This window comes from Paenibacillus jilunlii (genome assembly GCF_900102965.1).
Taxonomy (GTDB): domain Bacteria; phylum Bacillota; class Bacilli; order Paenibacillales; family Paenibacillaceae; genus Paenibacillus_AQ; species Paenibacillus_AQ jilunlii.
Genome location: NZ_FNGM01000014.1, coordinates 158,625 through 177,973, shown reverse-complemented (window position 1 = coordinate 177,973; position 19,349 = coordinate 158,625). Strand labels below are relative to the sequence as shown.

At 52.4% G+C, this 19,349-nt stretch carries 19 protein-coding genes and 1 riboswitch; all 19 genes read right to left on the bottom strand.

Annotation, left to right across the window (positions count from 1 at the left end):
- Positions 1–38 precede the first annotated feature (38 nt).
- A complete protein-coding gene (atpA, locus tag BLQ82_RS22360) occupies positions 39–1,550 on the bottom strand; it encodes a F0F1 ATP synthase subunit alpha (RefSeq protein WP_062521213.1) in 1,512 nt (503 codons plus the stop codon).
- 11 nt (positions 1,551–1,561) lie between these two features.
- Complete coding sequence (locus BLQ82_RS22355; protein WP_062521210.1) at positions 1,562–2,113, bottom strand: F0F1 ATP synthase subunit delta; 552 nt, start codon at positions 2,111–2,113, stop codon at positions 1,562–1,564.
- The gene (gene atpF / locus BLQ82_RS22350) at positions 2,110–2,598 is read right to left on the bottom strand and encodes a F0F1 ATP synthase subunit B (RefSeq protein ID WP_020426089.1); all 489 of its coding nucleotides are present in this window, start codon (positions 2,596–2,598) and stop codon (positions 2,110–2,112) included. The genes BLQ82_RS22355 and atpF overlap by 4 nt, the downstream gene beginning before the upstream one ends.
- Positions 2,599–2,697: 99 nt before the next feature.
- Complete coding sequence (atpE, locus tag BLQ82_RS22345) at positions 2,698–2,922, bottom strand: F0F1 ATP synthase subunit C (RefSeq protein WP_025709067.1); 225 nt, start codon at positions 2,920–2,922, stop codon at positions 2,698–2,700.
- A 102-nt stretch (positions 2,923–3,024) separates the two neighbouring features.
- Positions 3,025–3,867: a F0F1 ATP synthase subunit A gene (atpB, locus tag BLQ82_RS22340; protein WP_062521206.1), complete on the bottom strand. Its 843-nt coding sequence runs from the start codon at positions 3,865–3,867 to the stop codon at positions 3,025–3,027.
- Positions 3,868–3,897: 30 nt separating this feature from the next.
- Complete coding sequence (locus BLQ82_RS22335) at positions 3,898–4,275, bottom strand: ATP synthase subunit I (RefSeq protein ID WP_062521204.1); 378 nt, start codon at positions 4,273–4,275, stop codon at positions 3,898–3,900.
- The gene (locus BLQ82_RS22330; RefSeq protein ID WP_062521202.1) at positions 4,268–4,522 is read right to left on the bottom strand and encodes an AtpZ/AtpI family protein; all 255 of its coding nucleotides are present in this window, start codon (positions 4,520–4,522) and stop codon (positions 4,268–4,270) included. The genes BLQ82_RS22335 and BLQ82_RS22330 overlap by 8 nt, the downstream gene beginning before the upstream one ends.
- 194 nt (positions 4,523–4,716) lie before the next feature.
- Entirely contained in the window at positions 4,717–5,871 is a 1,155-nt protein-coding gene (gene wecB / locus BLQ82_RS22325; protein ID WP_062521200.1) for a non-hydrolyzing UDP-N-acetylglucosamine 2-epimerase, read from the bottom strand.
- Positions 5,872–5,952: 81 nt separating this feature from the next.
- Positions 5,953–6,582 (bottom strand): uracil phosphoribosyltransferase, encoded by a 630-nt coding sequence (upp, locus tag BLQ82_RS22320; protein ID WP_020426095.1) that lies wholly within the window; start codon positions 6,580–6,582, stop codon positions 5,953–5,955.
- A gap of 1,013 nt (positions 6,583–7,595) precedes the next feature.
- Entirely contained in the window at positions 7,596–8,846 is a 1,251-nt protein-coding gene (locus BLQ82_RS22315) for a serine hydroxymethyltransferase (protein WP_062521198.1), read from the bottom strand.
- 91 nt (positions 8,847–8,937) lie between these two features.
- A complete protein-coding gene (locus tag BLQ82_RS22310) occupies positions 8,938–9,591 on the bottom strand; it encodes a TIGR01440 family protein (protein WP_082722564.1) in 654 nt (217 codons plus the stop codon).
- Positions 9,592–9,780: 189 nt separating this feature from the next.
- Positions 9,781–9,863: riboswitch (ZMP/ZTP riboswitch) on the bottom strand.
- Positions 9,864–9,912: 49 nt separating this feature from the next.
- Entirely contained in the window at positions 9,913–10,500 is a 588-nt protein-coding gene (locus BLQ82_RS22305) for a low molecular weight protein arginine phosphatase (protein WP_062521196.1), read from the bottom strand.
- 52 nt (positions 10,501–10,552) lie between these two features.
- Entirely contained in the window at positions 10,553–11,125 is a 573-nt protein-coding gene (locus BLQ82_RS22300) for a manganese efflux pump MntP (protein ID WP_143013521.1), read from the bottom strand.
- Between the two features lie 313 nt (positions 11,126–11,438).
- Positions 11,439–12,701, bottom strand: a complete 1,263-nt coding sequence (locus tag BLQ82_RS22295) for an L-threonylcarbamoyladenylate synthase (protein WP_074648499.1) — start codon at positions 12,699–12,701, stop codon at positions 11,439–11,441.
- Positions 12,702–12,818: 117 nt separating this feature from the next.
- Complete coding sequence (gene spoIIR, locus BLQ82_RS22290) at positions 12,819–13,577, bottom strand: stage II sporulation protein R (protein WP_062521265.1); 759 nt, start codon at positions 13,575–13,577, stop codon at positions 12,819–12,821.
- Between the two features lie 91 nt (positions 13,578–13,668).
- Positions 13,669–14,835 (bottom strand): FtsW/RodA/SpoVE family cell cycle protein, encoded by a 1,167-nt coding sequence (locus BLQ82_RS22285; RefSeq protein ID WP_062521192.1) that lies wholly within the window; start codon positions 14,833–14,835, stop codon positions 13,669–13,671.
- A gap of 226 nt (positions 14,836–15,061) precedes the next feature.
- On the bottom strand, positions 15,062–16,246 hold the full coding sequence (locus BLQ82_RS22280; protein ID WP_062521191.1) for an FtsW/RodA/SpoVE family cell cycle protein: 1,185 nt from the start codon (positions 16,244–16,246) through the stop codon (positions 15,062–15,064).
- 619 nt (positions 16,247–16,865) lie between these two features.
- The gene (locus tag BLQ82_RS22275) at positions 16,866–17,882 is read right to left on the bottom strand and encodes a N5-glutamine methyltransferase family protein (RefSeq protein ID WP_143013520.1); all 1,017 of its coding nucleotides are present in this window, start codon (positions 17,880–17,882) and stop codon (positions 16,866–16,868) included.
- Positions 17,883–17,886: 4 nt separating this feature from the next.
- The gene (gene prfA / locus BLQ82_RS22270) at positions 17,887–18,954 is read right to left on the bottom strand and encodes a peptide chain release factor 1 (RefSeq protein ID WP_020426793.1); all 1,068 of its coding nucleotides are present in this window, start codon (positions 18,952–18,954) and stop codon (positions 17,887–17,889) included.
- Positions 18,955–19,349: the final 395 nt, after the last annotated feature.

The window sequence follows — 19,349 nt, the reverse complement described above, 5'->3', positions numbered from 1 at the left end:
AAGCTCGATTTAAAGCAATAGTAGAGTTGCAGCAGGGCTTAGCTAGTCGCGAAACCTCTTTTGAACTTCTCGATAGCTTCCTTAAGAGCAGCTTCGTTATCAGCAGTCAAATCCTTGGTATCGGTGATAGACTTGGCAACGGCAGCAGCATTGCTGTCCATATAAGCCAGGAATTCCTTCTCAAACCGTTTTACGTCTTTGACAGGAATATCGTCCAAGTGGCCTTTGACAGCGGTATACAAGCTGATGACCTGATGCTCAACCGACAGCGGCTGGTTAACGCCCTGTTTCAGAATCTCCATCATACGCGCACCACGGTTCAGACGGGCTTGTGTAGATTTATCCAGATCAGAACCGAACTGGGAGAAGGCCTGAAGCTCGCGGTATTGGGCCAAATCCAGACGGAGTGAGCCGGCAACCTTCTTCATCGCTTTGATCTGCGCCGAACCGCCGACACGGGATACAGAGATACCCACGTTGATCGCCGGACGTTGACCGGAGTTGAACAGGTCAGATTCCAGGAAGATTTGACCGTCCGTAATCGAGATTACGTTCGTCGGAATGTAAGCTGATACGTCGGAAGCCTGTGTTTCGATGAACGGCAGCGCGGTTAATGAACCACCACCAAGCTCATCGCTAAGCTTAGCTGCACGTTCCAGCAGACGGGAGTGCAGATAGAATACGTCACCAGGGAATGCTTCACGGCCCGGTGGACGGCGGAGCAGCAGGGACAATTCGCGGTAAGCAGACGCTTGCTTCGAAAGGTCATCGTAGATGACAAGGACATGCTCGCCTTTGTACATGAAGTATTCGCCCATTGCGCAGCCTGCGTACGGGGCGATATACAGCAACGGAGAAGGCTCGGAAGCCGATGCGGTTACTACGATTGTATATTCCAGCGCGCCATGGCGGCGAAGGGTTTCAACAACCTGTGCTACTGTGGACTGCTTTTGGCCGATGGCAACATAGATACACTTCATGCCATTGCCTTTTTGGTTGATAATCGCATCAATTGCGATGGCTGTTTTACCGGTTTGACGGTCACCGATGATCAGCTCGCGTTGTCCGCGGCCGATTGGCACCATCGCGTCGATGGCTTTCAGACCTGTCTGCATCGGTTCATGCACCGATTTACGGTCGATAACGCCCGGTGCATTGTTTTCTACCGGACGGAATTCAGTTGTTGCAATCGGGCCTTTGCCGTCCAGCGGCTGACCCAGCGCGTTCACTACGCGGCCGAGCATAGCTTCACCCACGGGAACCTGCATAATTTGTCCTGTACGTTTTACTTGATCGCCTTCACGAATCTCCGTGTACTCACCCAGGATAACAACACCGACGTTGCTTTCTTCCAGGTTGAGCGCCATGCCCACTACTCCGTTGGAGAACTCCAGCAGTTCCCCTGCCATCGCGTTTTCCAGACCGTAGACACGGGCGATACCGTCGCCGACTTGAATGACGGTGCCGATTTCGGCCACTTCGATATCGGCTTTATATTGCTCAATTTGACTTTTGATCAAACTGCTGATCTCTTCAGGTCTAATGCTCAATATCCTCACCCCTATCTTCTATGCTTATCATTAAAAGATTTCTCAAGACGCGTAAGTTTGCCGGACAGGCTGCCGTCATAGAGCGTATCGCCAATTATGACCTTAAGTCCGCCAAGCAGGCTCTTATCAACCACATTTGTGATCCGGATATTCCGGCCCGACAAACGGCCGAATTCTTCGGCAACCTGCGTTTGCTCGCTGCTACTGAGCGAATAGGTTGAATAGACGGTGGCATCTGCCAGGCCAAGACTATCCCCTTCAATCTTGATATAGCTGTCCAGCAGATCCGGAAGGATATCCATTCTGCCACGCTTCATCAGAATCTCCAGAGTATTGATAACCGCCCCCGACAGCTTGCCTTCCAACGCTTTTTTCAGTACGGCAAGCTTGTGTTCACCGGTAATTCGCGGAGAGCTGATAAATCTCTGCAGCTCAACATCCGAATTCAGCGCAGCAACCAGGCTTTTCAGATCCTCTTCTACTTCCATGATCTGCCGTTCTTCAAAAGCAACCTCGAACAATGCCTTCGCATATCTTTTGGCGACTATCGTATCCTGACTCATGACCGGCCTCCAACCTCTTTGAGGTACTGGTCAACAAGCGCTTCCTGCTCAGGATCGGAGCTGACTTCCTTCTGCAGCAATTTGGACGCAATCTTGACCGATGCCGCTCCAAGCTCACCGCGCAGTTCCTCAACCGCTTTGTTCTTCTCGTTCTGGATATCGCGGACTGCCTCTTCCTTAATGCGTGAAGCCTCGACCTTAGCCTGATCAATCAGCTGTTCGGTTTGCTTGCTGCTGGTTTGTCTGGACTGCTCAATGATCTCGAGTGCTTCTTTACGGGCAGTTTGAAGCGCCTGTTTCTGCTCTTCAACATAAGAAACTGCCTGTTCGCGGGTCTGAGCAGCTTCATTCATCTGCTGCAGTACGAGTTCACGGCGTTTCTCCATAACAGAGAACAACGGTCCGAAAGCGTACTTGTTCAGCAAAAAGTATAAAATCCCGAAGGCAATAATTGCCAGCACGGAAGATTCCCATACAAAAGACAATGTTAGACACTCCTTTCTGTTGCACGTTCATATCTTAGGTCTTTTCTAAAAAGAAGGCGCGGAGGGCTGTGGCCTTCCCCGCCAAACATGTGTAATTAATTAAGCTCCAACATAGAACATGAACGCAAGTACTACACCGATAATCGGCAGGGCTTCTACCAGAGCGACCCCGATGAACATTGTGGTTTGCAGTGTGGATTTAGCTTCAGGCTGGCGTGCGATACCTTCTACTGTTTTACTTACAATCAGACCGTTACCAATACCGGCGCCAAGCGCTCCCAAACCTACTGCAATTGCAGCTGCCAAATAAGCCATAACTCCCATTGTGTAAATCCTCCTCAAAGATATGTTTTAGTGTGTATTATCAGCCAGACTCGAAAGTTGTTTCCGCCTTGGCATAAATCTTGTTTCCTACATTTCCAGCGTTTAGTGCTCATCATGGGTTTCAAGCATTTGTGAGAAATACACCATGGTCAGCATAACGAAGATAAAAGCCTGGATGGTGCCGATGAATATACTGAATCCTTGCCATACAATCAAACCAAGTACAGAAGCGATCCAGCCCCCTACACCAAGCGCAGCCAATTTGAGGATAACGGATATCAGCACCTCGCCGGCAAAGATATTACCGAAAAGACGCATCCCGTGTGTCAGCAGCTTAGATACCTGCTCAATCAAATTGATCGGGAAGAAGAATGGGTAAGGTTCAAAATAGTGTTTGAAATAGTTTTTGGTGTTGCGCGTCATACCCACAATATGGGTCATCAAGAAAATCATAACTGCGAGTCCCATTGCTACCGCAGGGTCTGCTGTTGGAGATTTCCACCACGCTACTCCTACTTCAGGTTCCTCGTGAGAGTCGGAATTCACCGTTCCCGCTTCAGCATCAGCATGGAGTTTGTCCAGTTCTTTGGTTACCGAAACAATTTCCTTCCCGAACACCTTGGCATGCTCTGCATCGTGATAATCCGTGACAATCCCTAACGGAAGCCCGAGGAGGTTGCCGACAAACAAAAACATGATCAGCGCCATACCTAGAGAAAGGAACGGTTTGCCTTTTTTGAGATCCATGGTGCTTGAAATCAGGCCTTGAACGAATTCAACTGCCCACTCCAGGAAGTTTTGCAGTTTGCCGGGATTCTCGACCGATAGGTTACGCGTTGCCAGAAGCGCAAGCACAAAAACAATGGTACAGGTCACTAATAGCATCAGCACGATCGAAAGGTCGATATGTAAACCGCCCAGCATAATAATTGGTGATTTATGCATTTTTTCTCACCCCTTTCTCCATTGTAGCCTTTAACTTTCTCTACGCGAAAACCCAATTCCTATTATAATAAGAAGAATTGGAGCCAAGAGCAAACTGCCGGCCACCGCAATCATATTAAAAACCTGCGGTGCTTTAAAGGCTACCATTACTCCCAAGAGACTAAGCGCAGCACGAGTCAGATACCCCAGGCTTACACGCCTCTTGCCTTCACCCGCCATGGTATCTGCCACTTGCCGGACTTTGTAGCCCAGGTAGGTCACATTAATGCATCCAATGGCTCCGCCAAGCGCCATGCCGAAGCCTACACTCCGGAAGTCCGGGAATATGCCCGCAGCCAGAACGCATAGAACCACGAAGCAAAGTGTTGCCAATGCCAATACCTTGCGGTATCGAGACAGATCATCCATCACTTTCCTCCATGACAGCTTTAATAATGAAGATGACACCTGTGACCCCGCACAACACACCCACAATGACACCAAGTGCCACCCCGAGACCGGAGCTGTTCCACTTATCGTCCAGCCATGCTCCCAAGAAATAACCGCCCAGTGTAAAGGCGGCCAAATTGATCCCGACAGCGCTGACAAGACTCACGGCTTTGAGCGCGTGACCCGTCTGTTTATGCGGTTCTGCAGGCTTATTAGGCCCCTTCATTTCAACACATCCTTAGAAGTCCCATTCATTTTACTGAATGTTACAAGAGTTTGTCAATCCAGCGAAAATAATGGCTTTTTCGGATGAAAGTATGAAAATAATCACAGCAAAAGATTCCAAAACCATATAAACCGTACAGTTTTACTGTATGTTGATTTTGGTGCATTCAGAATATCGATTTCAAGCTACTTTGTTCATTTTGTGAACATTCTGTGAAACTCTTCCGGACGGTCTTGAACTACGCCGAAATGGTGCAAAATCGCATTGACAATTCTTTCGGAGGCTTTGCCGTCTCCATACGGGTTGGCGGCCCGGCTCATGGACTGATACAGCTCCTGATCAGTCAATAAAGCATGTGTCCGTTGATACACCTTCTCCTCGTCCGTGCCCACAAGCTCCAGCGTTCCGGCTTCGATCCCTTCCGGGCGCTCGGTCGTATCACGCAGCACAAGCACGGGAACTCCAAAGGAGGGAGCTTCCTCCTGCAGGCCGCCGGAATCGGTCAATATCAGGTGGGTATGCGGATAAAAATTATGCAGGTCAACGACATCCAGCGGATCAATCAGCTTGATTCTCGGATGTCCGCCAAGTATCTCATGCGCCGGTTCCTTGACTGCCGGACTCGGATGCACAGGATAGACTATAGCTACATCTTCAAATTCATCAGCGATTCTTTTGACAGCACGGAAAATATGACGGTGCGGTTCGCCTTGAGATTCTCTGCGGTGCGCCGTCATTAAAATAAGTCGTTTTCCTGAAGCAAAATCCAGTACAGGATGCCGGTAGTCCGGCTGTACGGTATATTGAAACACATCGGTTACGGTGTTGCCTGTGATATAAATACTTGATTCTTTTTTGTTCTCGTGTCTCAGATTGCCCGCTGACCAGTCGGTCGGAGAAAAGTGCAGATCTGCAAGAACCCCCGTCAATTGACGGTTCATTTCCTCGGGATACGGAGACAGCTTGTTCCAGGTCCTGAGTCCCGCTTCTACATGGCCCACCTGAATTTGCTGCAGAAAAGAAGCGTAGCTGGCGAGGAAGGTGGTAAGTGTATCCCCATGCACCAGCACCAGGTCTGGCTTCGCTTCCCGAAGCACCGGCTCCAGTCCCTCCAGCACCCGGATAGTAATTTCATTCAGCGTCTGGCGGTCTTTCATTACATCCAGATCATAGTCAGGAGTAATCTTGAATACTTCAAGCACCTGATCCAGCAGTTCCCGATGCTGCGCTGTTACGCAAACAACGGATTCAATATGCTCGGGATGCTTGGCAAGCTCCAGGACCAAAGGCGCCATTTTGATCGCCTCGGGGCGCACTCCGAAAATCGTCATCACTTTAATTTTGGACATAACCCCTACCCTCTCTTCACAAATCTTCATTATTGTTTGGTCTGCTTTGTTTGTTCTATAGTACTACTACTTCATTGAAGTTCATTTGGTTCCATACAACCGGTCACCGGCATCCCCAAGCCCAGGCACGATATATCCGTGTTCATTCAGATGATCATCCAGCGCAGCAACATAGATATCTACATCCGGGTGGGCAGCTTGTACAGCAGCAACACCTTCCGGAGCGGCAATCAGGTTCATCATCTTGATCTGGGTGCATCCGCGGTTCTTCAGCGAGGTAATTGCGGCAATGGCAGAGCCGCCTGTAGCCAGCATCGGGTCAATCACAATCAATTCGCGTTCCTGGACATCCGTAGGAAGCTTGATATAATATTCGACCGGCTGAAGAGTTTCCGGATCACGGAACAATCCAACATGCCCTACCTTGGCTGCAGGAAGCAGCTTCAGCACGCCTTCCAGCATGCCCAGTCCTGCACGCAGAATCGGAATTAGACCCAGCATTCTTCCGGAAATCACTTTGCTCTGTGTCTCTGCTACCGGTGTCTGCACGGTGATAGTCTCCAGCGGAATATCCCGTGTAATCTCATATGCCATAAGTGTAGCGACTTCATCAACATGCTCTCTGAACTCTTTCGTATTCGTCCGCACGTCGCGAATAAATGTTAATTTGTGCTGAATCAAAGGATGATCGCAAATCACCAATTTTCCCATTCTTGTCCCTCCGGTAATTGTAAGTCTTATTTATAGCCGCAGAAAGCGCTTTTGCTTCTCCCATGGCTAAATCCTGTCTATTATATCATCACCCGGGGTGTATTTCACCTACGAAGGACTGGTTCTGCAGACGCAAATCCGTCTATTGCCCAGGTTGAATCTGCGAAGGGTCCAGATCTTTCTCCTTTAATTCAATGATTAACGCGGCTTAGTTTGTGCCATTTTGCTCATTTAATACTTTTCACATTTCTTTCACCATTATTGTTGAAATTTTCATGAACTTTCATAAATATTTCACGAGGATTTTCGACAAATTTATGGTTTTAAATGTGAACATTATGCAACAAGTCTCCTGTAATTCATTCCTCCTCTAACCAAGCAGCAGGTTAAATAATAATTAAGAACATACATTCCTGCTAATGCCCTACAACCGATAGCGGGAAAACATACTGAATCCGACTCCCTCTTTCAGGTGAATTGCTTACGCAGCCTCCCCAAACTCCCCCTCCATGAACCCTACGGCAACTCCAAGTGGAAAAAGGTTAACTAATTTACTTGAGCTATCTGTTCTCCGCAGATGAAGTGGAAAAAGGTTAACTAATTCAGCTAATTTCACCATTGGACGGGTAATATAGCCCAATTAGGTTTCTTTTTTCCACCTAAACCTCAAGATTATTGATTTTCAGGAAAAATAAGTTCCCTTTTTCCAACTATCACTTACGAAGAAACCAGTGAGTAAGCGTTAGTTGAGTATCTAGTCCGTTTATCCACAAGAGCAGGAGCCCGGAAGGATAATCAGTCAATTTCAACAGCTAAAGGCGGTTCTATTCAAGGAATTCTTACGACAACAGCGGCTGATGTCCAAACATCCTCCGCAGTTAAGACTATACCCACATATAAAACTAAAGTTCAACTTATATAGACAATAAAAAGCCCCCGCAGCACCGGGGGTTCCGGTGTTTGCGGAGGCTTGTGTAAACACTGTCTGAAAGTGCTGGTCCTGCTGTGCCAGATTAGTATTGCAAACCTGGATAAATCGGATACTGCTCAGTAAGTGCGGCTACTTCACGGGCAGCCTCAGCGAGCTTGGCCTCATCCTTCGGATTCTTCAATACACTGGCGATAATCCGGCCGATGGTTACCATCGCCTGCTCGTTCATTCCACGCGAAGTGACTGCAGGTGTACCGATGCGGATACCGCTCGTTACAAACGGGCTGGTTGGATCAAACGGAATAGCATTCTTGTTCACCGTAATGCCAATCGAATCGAGAACCTTTTCCGCATCCTTGCCTGTGATGTTCAGGTTACGGGTATCGAGCAGCATCAAATGGTTGTCTGTACCGCCGGATACAATGTTGACTCCTTCACCGATCAGTGTTTCTGCCAGCACCTTGGCGTTCTTGACCACATTTTCGGCATAGGTTTTGAACGAAGGCTGCAGAGCTTCGCCAAAGGAAACGGCTTTGGACGCAATCACATGCATGAGCGGTCCGCCTTGGGAGCCAGGGAATACCGCCTTATCAATCGCTGCTGCCCAAGGCTGTCTGCAGAGAATCATGCCTCCGCGGGGACCGCGCAGTGTTTTGTGTGTGGTTGTCGTTACAAAATGGGCATGCGGAACGGGACTCGGATGAAGACCAGCGGCTACCAGTCCGGCGATATGGGCCATATCCACCATGAACAATGCGCCTACATCGTTCGCAATCGAACCAAGGGCTTCAAAATCAATCGTACGCGGGTACGCGCTTGCTCCAGCTACAATTAACTTAGGGCGGTGCTTGAAGGCAGCCTTGCGCACTTCATCATAATCAATCAGGAACGTATCCTCCTGCACACCATAAGCCACAAAATTATACAGCAATCCGGAAGCATTCACCGGGCTGCCGTGTGTCAGATGACCGCCATGCGCCAGGTTCATCCCCAGGACGGTGTCACCGGGATTCAGCGCGGCAAGATAAACTGCCATATTGGCCTGGGCACCGGAGTGCGGCTGCACATTGGCATGATCGGCACCGAAAAGCTGCTTGGCACGGTCACGGGCCAGATTCTCTACGATATCCACATCTTCACAACCGCCATAATACCGTTTGCCGGGATACCCTTCGGCATATTTATTCGTGAGCACAGAACCCATCGCTTCCATTACAGCTTCGCTGACGATATTCTCCGAGGCAATAAGCTCAATATTGGCACGCTGACGGCTCAGCTCCAGTCCCATCGCTTCCAGTACTGCCGGGTCACTCTTACGCAATTGTTCCATGATTCTTATTTCCTCCCTAGTGCTCCTTTAGTTTATGCTTCCTGTGTAAAAACAAACTATAATCAGCGGCATTCCGTCAACCAACTGTGTTTCCTTAATCGCAGCTGCGTGATCCGCTGGTCTCCGGATTACGGTATACCGCGCGTTCCCCGCCAATAAGCGGAGGTCTGCTCCAGGCCGCATTCACCCGGGCGGAACCAATGTAGCGCAGGCTTGGCCGAAAAGGGACAGCTACCCGGCGCAAATGCATGCCGATCAGCGTCTCGCCGATATCTATACCGGCATGTGCCTCCACCGTTTCGGCCAGCACAGGATCAGCCATCGAACGGTACGCAGCAGCAGCCATTGAACCACCGGCTCCCGGTATCGGCACCGCCGATACTTCCCTCAGTCCTAGCTTCTCCAACAGTGAGCGTTCCATCACCAGCGAACGGTTCAAATGCTCGCAGCACTGGTATACCGGATCAAATCCCCGTTCCTCAGCGACTTGCACAATTCCCTCCAACAGCTGCTGCGCCACCTCAAGCGCGCCGCCGGTGCCAATATGGACCCCGGCCACCTCACTAGTGCTTGCGCCCACAACAAGAATCTTACCGGGCCCCAGCTTCCCGGTGTCTGACAGTTCCCTTACCACAGCAGCGGTTGCAGCCGTTAAAGACAGCTCCGCCGCTGCCGGTTGACCGGCATCTCCGGCTGCATTGCTGTTTGCCGGATTCACCCGTGAGTCCTGCTTCATGACATGATCCATCACTTAAGCCTCCCTCAAGCAAGTAGAACGGCTTTGCTGTCCCTTATAGGACAGTACCGTTTCAGCAAGAAATATAAGGATAATTCACAAGCGAAACATATAAATCCTTATATTTCATTGAAAAACTGAGCCTAAAAGTATGCTGTATTTTAAACAAAAAAGAGCAGTCCGCAGGTGGCTGCGGATGTGCTCTTTTGCCCAGGCGACCGGCCGTTTATTCCAGTGCTCCATCGTGGTTTGATCCACACTTGTCGCCAGTTACACCGGAACCGGGTAATATTTATTTCATCTTAAAGGAATGGCCGCGAAAAATCAACCTCTTTACAAACGACGTAAGGACTCAAGCTTATCCAGAAGACTGTACAGCGCTGTACGGATCTCGGCAGCGGCCAGCTCATAATCTTCCCGCGGACCTCCGAAGGGATCGGAAATATCAAAGCTTGGAATCCGCTGACGGATTTCTATGATCCGCTGCAGATCGGCCGATTTGGGCTCCGCACCCAGCGCAAGGCTAAGCTCGGCATCGGCATAGAGGCTATCCAGCTCACGGATATCTGCGTTCACGGCTTCTTCATCGTAGACATATTCTTTTAGGGTATAAGTCTTCGCAACAGCTTCTGGAAAATACTGCAGCAAGTGGCGTTTGTGCCCCCCTGTGAGGGTCAGCACCAGATCCGCCCAGGCTACTGTCTCTGCATTTAGCTGCGTGGACAGGATATGATCATGAATTCCTTCGTCCCGCAGAATCGCCGCGGCATGTCTGGACATGGAAGTACCGGAAATGGCGGAAACGCCTGCAGACCGCACTTCCACGTCAATTCCCCGCTCCTTCGCAAGTTTCCGGAGAAGCCCCTCTGCCATAGGACTACGGCATGTATTCCCTGTGCAGACGAATAAAATATGCAGCATACTTTCCACCTCCATGAAAGAATAAATTGATTTTTGTTGTGCCGTTATTGTATCAAAAGATGAACAGTAAGCCAAACGCAAGCAGAATACTGCCGCCTAACGCCTCTCCGTAATCCCCTAATCCACGGCTGACTCTCCGGCCCAGCAGCAGGCCCGAAATGGACATTAGACCGCCGCAGGCTCCAAAAGCAAGCACGGTTAGTGCTATGCTATTCACAAACATCCCCAAGGAAACCCCTACGGAGAATGAATCTACACTTACACTGAGCGAAATCAGCAGCATCCCCCAGAATGTGCGGTGATTGACGGGATCACGGCGGGAATGATCCGCCCGGAAGGAGTTGAACACCATATGTCCACCCAGCAGCACGAGCAGCCCTCCGGCGGCATAAGTAGTAACTTGTCCGAGCAAATGCCCGACATAGCTCCCCGTAAACAAGCCAAGCAGCGGCATCAGCACATGAAAAAAAGCAATCAGAAGACTGAGCTGCAGCACATGCAAAAGACGGATGCCCTTCATCCCGATGCCTACACCGAGTGAAAAAGCATCCATCCCCAGTGCGATTGCCATAATGGCAATCGTTACAATCTGACCCCAGCCTGCATATACTCCCCCCATGTCCATGCCCATACCCCCAAAGTCCGAAAGTCTTGTACCACAATCATATGCGGACAAGGGGGGATTCATGACTGGGCGGAAAAGCAGCGGAGCACGTAAATTCCAATTCCAATATAGGAGTATAGCACTGATTGCATTTTACACTAAAAAACAAGTCAGCCCAAGATCAGATCACAACGCACAGCAGCGATGATTCCCGATAAGAACAGGACCATATACAGTCCGGGAAATGCGGCAGTAAAGCGGTTCAAAGAGGCGGGCAGATCACCGCTGGTTCAGCCAGCGGCTGTCAAGGGAGACAGCCCGAAGACTCACCGGGTCAGTCTGCGTCGATGACGGTACCTCCGGCGGCTTTCATCAGCCGGTTCATGATTGCGGCGCCGAGGCCGGTATCCGGACAGGCCTCGGCCAGAATATAGGTCGCTCCCGCTTCATCGAAGCGCCGCAGCGCGGCATACAGGGAGCGTGCCCCTTCCTCCGGCGAGGCCAGCGAGCCGAGGGAAACGACGCAGGCGGCCGCCCCGGCGGGATACAGGGCCTTATGCTCCTCGAAGAGGAGCAGGCCCGTGATCTCGCCGGCGCGCTGCGCCGCCTGCAGCAGGCCCGCGGCGGCTTCCGCCACGCGCCGCGCGGAAGCCCCGCGCACTACGCCAAGCGCTCCGCGCGGGGCGTAGTGCGTGTACTTCATGCCCGGCGCGCGCGGCGCCGGGCTGCTGTCCCCGGCGGCCTGCGCCGCGCCGGGGGGCTGGGCGGAAGCTGCCGCAGGCGCTTCCGCAGGTGCCGTGGACGCGCCGCCAGGCCCGGCGGCGTAATCCACGGCAGTAGCCGGAGCCGCAGCGACGGCTCCGGGACCGAGCACCGCCGCGAGCTGCTCGGCGGTGATGCCGCCGGGGCGGAGCACCGCGGCCGTCCCGTCAGGCTGCACCTGCACGACGGTCGACTCCAGGCCGACCCCGGCCGCGCCGCCGTCAAGCACCCCGCCGATATATCCGGCGAGGTCCTCCAGCACATGGGCGGCCAGCGTAGGACTCGGCCGCCCGGAGCGGTTGGCACTGGGCGCGGCCACCGGACAGTCCGCCGCGCGGATCAGCGCCAGCGCGAGCGGATGGTCCGGCATACGCACGCCAACCGTGTCCAGCCCCGCCGTCACCAGCGGCGACAGCACGCCGGGACGGACGGGCAGCACGACGGTCAGCGGACCCGGCCAAAAAGCGTCAATCAACGCTGCCGCAGAAGGATGCACCTCCGTCACCAGCCCGTCCAGATCGCTCCGGCGGGCAATATGCACAATCAGCGGATTGTCGGAAGGCCGGCCCTTGGCAGCAAAGACAGCCTCTACCGCAGCTGTGCTGGTGGCATCCGCCCCCAGCCCGTACACCGTCTCCGTCGGGAACGCGACGGTGCTTCCTTCCCGCAGCAGAGCTGCCGCCTCTGCAATGGCTTGCCGGTCACCTTCACTCTGCGGATAGAGTGCGGAATCCGCACCAGGTTCTTCTGCTGGTGACAACTTCCAGTACCGGGTTGAATCTATTTGGCCGCTGCGGCGCTGGACCGCAAACGAGGAATCTTGGGGTTTGGTCATTTACATCACAAGCTTTCATAGAAATTTCAACAAAGCGGCCCCACCAGGTGGCGCCGCAGGAAAACCGCTTCAATTCACATTCTATCGTAACATAGCCCGTTATAGATTCATAGAAGCTCAGCGGAACAATCCGCTGATCCAGCTCCAGATATTCTGCAGCAGTTCCAAGAAGAAGAATCGTACCTTCGGCGTTTCCGCCTCTCCGCTTGCCACATCAGCTTTACTAGAGTCAGAAGCTGTGGTAACGGCTCCCTTCGCTGCCCCGTTCACCTTGGCTCCCTCTCCGGCGGCAGCAGCCGAGACGGTTCGTGCCTTAGCCGCGGCAGGCGCTGCCGCATCCCCTGACCCTGCGTCGATAAAGCACAGCGGAGGGAACAGCACGCACCACCAGTTCTGCCCCTGACCTGCGCCCAGCGTGACCCGTACCGCTTCATATTCTCCGGCCGGATAGACAGTACCTCCGTACATTTTGGTCGGGAAGGGAACGACGCCCAGTTCTACTGTATAGCCATAGTCAATCCCCCGCTCTTTAAGCTCCCCGGCCACCAGCGCATTCAGTTCCGGCAAATGGCTCCGGATCAGCTTCCGGGCCTGCTCCAGGCTCTGCGGGTCTTCCAGCAGGGCCACCCACTGGTTCATCTGTTCGACTATGCGGTCACGAATCTGGCGTTTGACCAGCTGATCACCCGCCGCATCCGAGTTTGCCAGAATGCGCAGCCGTATCGAATCCTGCGGAATCAATGCATCCGCTACGGCGGCATCGGTTTTTTGCCCTTCCCAGGCCATCATGAGGATCATAAAAAAACAAATTAAAATGGCAGTATACTTAAAAGTTACCCGTAAAGAATCCTGTTTTCCAGTTTTGCTCCATTCCATTTCCAGCAGCCCCTCTCCCACAAACTCTTATGCCCCTAGTATGCCCAGGGATGAGAGACTGCAAACCTATTAATCTATTAATTAATTCCCTTCAAAAATATACGGCAGGCGCAGGCAGATTTTCCTCCACATCCTGTCCATACAGCAGCACACTCATGGCAATCCCCATACTGGCCATATTAATCACAATAGAGGTTCCGCCATAACTAATGAAGGGAAGCGTAATTCCTGTCAACGGCATAAGGCCGATATACGCCCCGATGTTCTCAAAAATCTGGTACAGCAGCATCGCCACCATCCCAATAATCAGAAAAGGTCCTGCACGTTCCCGGCATTCCAGAGCAATCATAATCATCCGGTGAATCAGAATAAAAAACAGCAGCAGCAGCAATGCCGCCCCTACGAAACCGAACTCTTCGGCAATCTGTGCAAATATCGCATCCGTATACAGCACCGGTATTTTACCGGACTGGACCGAGCCGCCCTTCATATATCCTTCTCCGCTGAGCCCACCCGAGGCAATGGCTATTTTGGCATTCCGCGTCTGATAGCTGTCATCGCTGCTGGCCAGCTCCGGGACCAGCCAGGGGTCAAAGCGGGCTACAAAATGCTTGCGGCCAATGGTCTCGCTGAGAAAATTTGTCATCTGCTCATGATAGTTGATATAGCTGTAAATGAAACCGAATATCGCGCCGCCAAAAATAATCAGACCGATCAGGGCATGGGACCATTTGATCCGGCCAATCCACAGCAGACCAACCAGAATGACCATGTAGCTCAGCGCATTGCCCAGATCGTTCTGGATAATGACGACTGCAAACGGCAGCAGCGCCACCAGACTGAGCGGCACAACATCACGCCAGAACAGAAGCTCACCCTTGTTTTTGCGGACCAGCAGCGCAGCGAGCGCAAGAATCAGGATCAGCTTGAACAGCTCCGCCGGCTGTAGACTTAACCCTCCAATTTCGAGCCATCCCCGTGCCCCGTTTTTCACTTTACCCACAAAGCTGACCACCACCAGGATCCCCACACCCAGTATATAAATATAATGTGCATATTTGACCAGAAGCCGGTAATCAAACAGGGACAGTCCAAAAAAAGCAACGAAGCCCACCCCGTACCACTTTATCATCTGGATGTGTAATCCATCATCTTTTCGCCCGTGCGTTACGCTGTATATCGATAAAATACTGATCGCCATCAGCATCAGCAGCACAACGACAATGACACCATCTATCTTTTTGAACCTTTGCAGCATGGTGCAGACCCCTAACTATGTCCGGATTTAGGCTTGCCCGCTACACATGCATTTAGAGCGGTATTTAGAGCGAAGCCGTTGATTTCCATTTTAAAGCAAGGGGCAGGGTAAATACAATTTTTTCACAACTGTCCACCAAATCCCTGGGCTAAGCTGCCTGCTGCACAGCAAAAACCGCCGGCCCATCATCAGATGAGCTGCAGCGGTTTCGGGTTGCTTTATTCAACTATCCCTGCTTGGCCGGGGAGGTGTAGACCGATGGACTCGGCAGATCCTCTTCCACTTCCTGACCGTGCAGGCGCACACTCATGACCAGGCCGATACTGGCCATATTAATCATAAGCGAGGTTCCCCCATAGCTGATGAACGGAAGCGTAATGCCGGTCAGCGGCATCAGGCCGATGAATGCGCCGATATTTTCAAATATCTGATAGAGCATCATGGCGACAATTCCGACGATCAGGAACGGCCCTCCCCTATCTTTGCTCTCCAGTGCAATGAGAATCATCCGGTGTATCAGTATAAAGTAGAGCAGCAGCACCAGCGCCGAGCCTACAAAGCCAAACTCCTCAGCGATCTGCACAAAGATAGAATCCGAATAGGTGTAAGGCACCCGGTCCGTCTGCACGGAGCTGCCTTCCATGTATCCTTCACCGCTCATCCCGCCCGAAGCGATAGCCAGCTTGGCATTTTTGGTATGGTAGCTCGCCTTCGCCGTCGCTTCGTCAGGGACCAGCCATGGATCAAACCGCTCCACCCAGTGTGAACGGCCGATGTCCGTAAGGAAATCTTTGATTTCATCGTGGTAGTGAATGTAGCTGGTAATCCCCCCCGCTGCGACACCGCCTATGACCAGCAGTCCAATCAGCGCATGGGTAAACTTAATATTGCCGATCCACAGCAACCCGACCAGAATTACGATATAGGAAAGGGCGTTGCCCAGGTCATTTTGACTGATGACGATCAGGAACGGCAGCAGGGTAAGCAGCCCCAAAGGAACTACATCCTGCCAGAACATCAGCTTGTTTTTGTGCTTGCGCACCAGTACAGCTGCCAGGAATAGAATCAATATCAGCTTGAACAGCTCCGCCGGCTGCAGACTGAAGCCTCCAAATTTAATCCAGCCCTGGGCTCCGTTCTGCTCTTTGCCGATAAAGCTGACCAGCACCAGAATCCCAATTCCCGTAACATAAATGTACAGCGCGTACTTCACGAGCAGCCGGTAATCCACAAAGGTCAATCCGAAAAAAGCGATAATGCCCAGCACATAGAACTTGATCATCCGCAGATGCGCCCCATCCAGCTTATCCCGTCCATGCGTGACGCTGTATATGGAAAAAATACTGACGACCATCAGCAGCACTAAAATGATTACGATGACGCCGTCGATCTTTTTAATCTTCTGAAGCATATTCTGTCTCCTTACTCTGTACTGGGTCTTCTTAATTTCTTGTCTCTCGCTAAAGTCCCGTCAATTCCATTGTAAAGGAAGGGGCAGCAAAAATACAATTTCATACGGGAACAGTTCTGCTCCGGCGCGCGGATGCCTGCTCATACCACTCCAGTTCATAGTAGCGCGCAGTATATCCGGTAATAGGTAACTCGAATGCCTTACTTATGCGCTCATTAATAGTTATAGGTGGAAAAAGTAGAACTAATTTAGCGGTTATCGGCCTCAGCATCATCATTAGTGGGAAAAAGTAGAACTAATCCGGCTGTTTTGAGTAACTAGCCTTGATTTCTTTCGAATTAAGTGGAGAAATTCCCACTAACCATCAATTTGGGCGGGACTCCCGCTGGTTAAGTGGAGAAATTCCACTTCAGCTTTAGAAGTTCATGCTCCGGACAGGAGATACCCGCAGCTTATCCCGGCGTGCCCTGCTTGTCCGGCGTAGTCGGCTTGTCCGGCGTGCCCAGCGTACCGGCGTAGTCGGCTTGTCCGGCGTGCCCTGGCAGTCTCTGCCCGGCGGTAACTGACCGCGCTCAATGGGTAATCATCGCCAGCAATTAACAGCATTTGGCCCGCCGCTCTAGCGGGCTATACCCAACACATGGCGGGGAATGCCCGCGAGATCGTCAATGGTGACGATCTCGCTCCAATGGCCTGCTGCCCGCAGCAGCTCGGCAACCTGCTCGGCTTGGCCTTGGCCGAGCTCGAAGCCGACCAGCCGCGGAGGGGCCGGCAGCAGCGGCAGCTGTTCCATCATGCGGCGGTACGGGTCCAGTCCGTCATCGCCGCCATCCAGCGCGGTGCGCGGCTCATGGTCGCGCACTTCGCGCTGCAGCCCGGCGATATCTCCGCCGGGGATATACGGCGGGTTGGAGACGAGAATATCCGTCTCCATCCCCGCAAACGGCTCGAGCAGGTCGCCGAGCCGCAGGTCCACTGCCGTGCCGTGCCGCTGCGCATTGCGCCCGGCCACGGCCAGCGCGCCGGGCGAGATGTCGCCGGCGCAGACCCGCCACGCCGGCGCTTCCGCCGCCAGCGTGACGGAGATCGCTCCGCTGCCGGCGCCGATGTCGACGGCGGTCAGCGGTCGGGGCGCGCGCGTATCAGCCGCGCCGTTCATTCGGCGGGCCGCCATGCCGCCCGCCTCATCACGACGCTGCGCGGCTCCGGACGCAGCGCACCCGCCTTCCCGCGCCGCTCCGCCCAGCGGCGCTGCCAAGCCGTCCGGCCACAGCTCCGCGCCGTACTTCAGAACCGCCTCGACGAGCAGCTCCGTCTCGGGCCGGGGAATCAGCACATCGGGCGTTACCTCGAATACCCGCCCGTAGAATTCCTGCTCGCCGATGATATACTGCACCGGCTCGCCGGCTGCCCGGCGGGTAACCCCGGCTTCCCAGGCCGCCCGCGCTGCTGGCGGAAAAGGATCAGCCAGCGCCATATAATAGGCCGCCCCGGACAAGCCCAGCACATGCTCCAGCAGAAGCTGGCTGCTGCGCTGCGGCTCATTGCACCCGGATTTGTCCAAAAAAGAAGAAGCCTCCGCAAAGGCTTCCCGGATGCTTTGCACGTCAGGCATGACATAAGAGTCGTGTTTCAAAGCATTATTCTCCTTTTTCCATCAATTCCGCTTGTTCGGCAATCGACAGGGCCGAGATAATTTCCGTAATATCACCGTTCATAACTTGATCCAGACGGTGCAGCGTAAGGCCGATACGATGGTCGGTCACACGGCTCTGCGGGAAGTTATAGGTACGGATACGCTCACTGCGGTCACCTGTGCCGACCTTGCTCTTGCGTTCTCCGGCATATTTCGCTTCCTCTTCCTGGCGCTTCATATCCGAGATCCGGGCACGGAGCACCTGCAGCGCCTTCTCCTTGTTGGAGTTCTGGGACTTGCCGTCCTGACACGTAGCCACGATGCCGGTAGGCACGTGGGTTACGCGAACCGCTGATTTGGTCGTATTAACCGACTGTCCGCCCGCTCCGCTGGAGCAGAAGGTATCTACGCGGATATCTTTATCGAGAATTTCAATCTCGAACTCTTCCGCTTCCGGCATGACCGATACGGTAGAAGTCGAGGTATGAATACGTCCTCCGGATTCTGTGGTCGGGATACGCTGCACGCGGTGTGCGCCGCTTTCGAATTTCATTTTGCTGTACGCGCCGCGCCCGTTGATCATGAAGATAACCTCTTTAAAGCCGCCGAGGTCATTCGTATTGACATCCATCAGCTCCACACGCCAGCCCTGGGCATCGGCATAGCGGGTGTACATCCGGTACAGATCTGATGCGAACAATGCGGCTTCATCCCCACCGGCTGCACCGCGGATTTCCACGATCACGTTTTTGTCGTCATTAGGGTCCTTCGGCAGCAGCAGGAGGCGGATTTTCTCCTCCAGCGCAGTCTGGCGCGAGGACAGGTCTTCAATCTCCATCTTGACCATTTCTTTCATTTCATCATCAAGCTTTTCGCCCTGCATCATCTTAGCGGCTTCAAGCTCTTCCATTACATTTTTATATTCGGCATACGCCTCAAAGGCGGGCTGCAAATCGGATTGTTCTTTGGAATAGTCCCTCAGTTTCTTACTGTCGCTTGCAACATCCGGGTCACAAAGCAGTTCACTGAGTTTCTCATAGCGGTCCGCCAGGGATTGCAATCGGTCCAACAAGGGAATTCACCTCTCCTGATTCAAATTCAGATTCAATATTTATACTTTAAATTGTTGATACAATAAAGATAGATATACGACTTTATATTATACCACTGAACTGGCCGATTGGCTACAGTGTCATATGCACAGCTCTGTATATTTTTAGAGCCGGTTGAACTCCATTCCTTATGATGTGATCCGGCAGAAAAGTTATTCAAAACACGGGAGCTCGAGTGAATTAAATGGGAAAGGGGAGCAAAAGTTTAATCGTTATAATTTAGAACAAAATCACCCTATGGGTGATAAGGCTACTCACTACAGTTAGACGGACTTAGCTAGTTATATCGCCTCTCAACCCACTTCGCCTACTTCGAACAATTCAAAGGTACTTTTACCTCTCATTCCTCCATTTC